Origin of the sequence: Pseudorhodoplanes sp. (assembly GCF_050250235.1) — a bacterium.
In the GTDB taxonomy this organism is placed as follows: domain Bacteria; phylum Pseudomonadota; class Alphaproteobacteria; order Rhizobiales; family Xanthobacteraceae; genus Pseudorhodoplanes.
Genome location: NZ_JBFWPA010000296.1, coordinates 1 through 3425 on the forward strand (window position 1 = coordinate 1; position 3425 = coordinate 3425).

Genomic DNA, 3425 nt, shown 5'->3' on the forward strand with positions numbered 1-3425 from the left:
CGTTCAGACGAAGGCTTCTGGCTACCGGATTTCCGGCTCATCTTCACTCCCTGACGGTTACGATGAGCCAGAAATCCTCCTTTCAGCAATCCGCCCAATCTGTCTCAAAGGCCCTGACGCCGGACAGATCGGACTGCTTTGAAACTTGAATGCGAAGTCCTTTTAGATGGGCCACAAGCTTATCTTTTGGCTCACTCAACAGCAGTGCGTCGGGGATATCTTCACTTAAGCCCCACGCCCAATGGGCAAGCTTGTCTCTATATTTCATTGATGGTCTAACGAGCGATGTTATTAAAGCTGAGACGGCGCGAAACGTATCTTCCGGCAAGCTGACCTCCGCTGCCGATGAAAGCATTTTTAGTTGTGCTGTTCTGTTTTCTATCCCGTGGAAAATCGCCACGGCAGCGTCTTCATGCGCATGAAGCAAGATTGCTAGAAATAAGCCGAGAAGCGTTTCGATATCAGACCATTGCGAGATATATTGAGCTACCTTGACGGCGATTTTTGGTCTTAAGATCATCGCGTCGTTGACGCCCCATATCGTGACGGCGTTGGGCTTAACCCTGGAAATGGGCTGCATGTCAAAAGGACCCATGGACAACAACAGAAATGAACCGGACGCGTGGGCTCGATTTGAACGCGCTGTATATGCTGCGGTCAAGAGCGGGCCGAAGCACAAGATCGTGCCGCAGACAATGAACAGGAAGGAGCGTCCTGCGAGCAAGGAGCGTGTCCATAATGGTCCTGGCGGCTCACTCTGCCAAGCACTCCCACCTCAAATTCTTGGCGGTCTGGCGGTCTGAACTTTGGCGACGTCTAACTCGTTGAGAGGATTCGCAAAGTTGCTCGCCGAATTGGCCACCGCAAACCGTCAGACCGCCAGATCGCCACTCCGCCAAGGTGGGGAAGCTGGCAGACTGACGACGGCGCGACGGTCGAGTCGCAAAATGCATGGGTTATGTGGGCGACGTGCGATTGAAATGAACTAAGCGACGCTGATTATGCAACGAAGGTATGGTTCGAAACATGCAGGAAAAAAGTTCGCCGCTTGATCGCACGGACGATGAGACGCTCGTTAGCGCTAAGCAACGAGATGCGAAGGGTCGGCTATTGCCCGGACATACTGTGTGGCGAAATCACCTGCCTAGGACTACGCGCAAGGGCTCACGTAATTTAATTACGAAAGCGTTTGTTGAAGCATTACGGAATGATTTCGAATTGCATGGCGCTACGGCAATCGAGAATTGCAGAATATTCGAGCCTGCGGCCTATCTTAGGCTAATTGCTTCGCTGTTGCCAAAAGAGATTACTAAGCGTCCTGAGGAACAAATGAGCGATGCCGAGTTGGAATGCGAGTTAACCCGCCTTATGCAGCAGATGGTATTGGGCTGAGCCGTTGCTGCGAAGAGGGGACACAATTGTCGTAATATCCGAGCGTCCAGAAATATCACGACATGATGGTGGCGGACGAGGGCGTGAAGCGGGCGTTGGTGGCGGAAGGCGCGTGAGAGCGCAATGAATCCGGGAGCGCTTTGCCGCTCCCGGATCTTGAAATCGCCGCCATTCGGAATGGCGGCGCAATTCAACGCAGATCATTTGTTGACGAGAGGATCGTGTCCTTTCGCCTCGCGCGCAATCGCGACGCCAGCCACGGTCGATCTGTGGCCGCCGAAGCATCCTTTCATGCCGTTGGCGAGTTCATATCCTTGCGCGCCAGCCATCCAGCTGCCGCTCAAATTGGCCGCGTAAACCAGCGCCGGCACGTCGTCGAAGGTCCAAACGACCATGCCCTCGACCTGAAACCATCTGCCTTTGTGCGAAAAGGGTGTCGAGGTCCATGTGCCGTTCGCATTGAATGTTTGATTGAACGACCCGGTGATGCTGCCGTCGCATCCCCAGTCTGTCGTTAAAACCCAATCGCCGACAACATTCGCCATAGCATTTCTCCAATCGATTTTTTTGCAACGCCAGCGGAAACCGCGTTAGCTCAATTCTAAAAACAAACAGGTCCGCCGACGCAGCAGCTTCAACCAACCTTGAACGTCCGTTGCGATTAAAAGTTCCTCGTTAAACTCACAAATATTATTGTAACTAAGATAGCTGCCCCGCCTGCAAACAGGGACACGTGCCTTATTTTGGGGGGCACAAAACCGACGCCTCAGTCGCCAACGTGCGGGCGGCCGCTTCTCCGACGCACCTCATACCATGCAGGACGGCGCAACTGTTCGAAGAATCACAGGTCACGAGCCCATTCTCGTTTTATCCCACCATGAGGGGCGAGAGGAAGATGGCTGGCGCGGAGCGCCTTTGTGACGGCCTCTTTTATTCGCGCCGGCAGAGGCGTCACCGAGCATTTTTGCGTCGACAATGCGTGACAACAACCCAGATACGGATGATGAAGATGAGTGATAAAGGCCTTATCAAGCCCCCTTTCCTGGAAATCGAAGGGACACTTGTGCCAGTACGCATACAACTGTCCCGCCCCCTCAAATCTAAGGGTGCGCATGAAGCGAGTCATTATCGCCGTCTTAGGCCGTGTGGACGAATTTGATCAAGCACAGGCCTGCGGCGAAACTGACGATGGATCGGAAATTCCTGGCCGTCTTCTCGCAGCGTAGGGCGACGCGCTTGAAGCGCTTCATTTTGCCGAACGTTTGTTCGATGCGGGCACGCCCCCTGTAAAGCAGCTTGGGAAAGAACTTCGGTTTATCCTTCGTCGTCGAACGATACGGAATGGCCGGACAAATTCCGCGCTTGCGCGCTGCTTCGCGATTTGTTTTCGCATCATAGCCTTTGCAACCGTCAGCTATTTGTTATGAGCTGGGCCCTAAGGCAGGATTTCCAGTGACTGGATCCAGACATAGCGGCCGGCGAGGCCGACTTCGACTTCTCCCACCAGACGGACGCGCGTTTCCGGCGTGACCGCTCGACCGGCGAAGACAGGCGAGCTGATCTCGACGCGGATGTCTCCCGTTGCGTCGCGGAAGAGGAAATAGTCCGATCGTTGATGCGAGACGATGTTTCCCTTCAGGGTTACAAAGCTGCCGGGGCGGGCTCGCGAAACCGCAGCGACGGCGCTTGGCCGGCTGGTGGTTGCGGCAGAGGGACCGGTAAACTGGGCCATGGCCGCCGTCATGGGAACCGAAGACAGAATCAGCGCGACCATCACATGTTTCATGTTGAAACCTCCCCTGCTGCCGCAGATTGCTTCACGACGACGATTGAAAGCAACACGCAGGCTGCCGCAAGCATGTAGAACATGGCTCGCCTCGCCACCGCCGTCGCCTTCTGGCTGTGAATGAGTCTGGACCCTAGCACTACTTTGGCAGATTTTGAAGGATCGTGCTTTTTTGGGATTCCCTTGGGTCATTTTGCGTGATTCATGGGTGGTCGGCGTTTTGGAGGGCCGACCATGGACGAGAGCT

General features: G+C 54.7%; 4 protein-coding genes. All 4 read right to left on the reverse strand.

Features of this window, described 5'->3' with window-relative positions:
* Positions 1–82: 82 nt before the first annotated feature.
* Complete coding sequence (locus tag AB7F49_RS38985; protein WP_428533278.1) at positions 83–724, reverse strand: hypothetical protein; 642 nt, start codon at positions 722–724, stop codon at positions 83–85.
* An 868-nt stretch (positions 725–1592) separates the two neighbouring features.
* Complete coding sequence (locus AB7F49_RS38990; RefSeq protein ID WP_428533281.1) at positions 1593–1937, reverse strand: hypothetical protein; 345 nt, start codon at positions 1935–1937, stop codon at positions 1593–1595.
* A 591-nt stretch (positions 1938–2528) separates the two neighbouring features.
* On the reverse strand, positions 2529–2810 hold the full coding sequence (locus tag AB7F49_RS38995) for a transposase (protein ID WP_428533287.1): 282 nt from the start codon (positions 2808–2810) through the stop codon (positions 2529–2531).
* Between the two features lie 17 nt (positions 2811–2827).
* On the reverse strand, positions 2828–3425 hold a 598-nt coding region (locus AB7F49_RS39000; protein WP_428533284.1), incomplete at its 5' end, for a NirD/YgiW/YdeI family stress tolerance protein.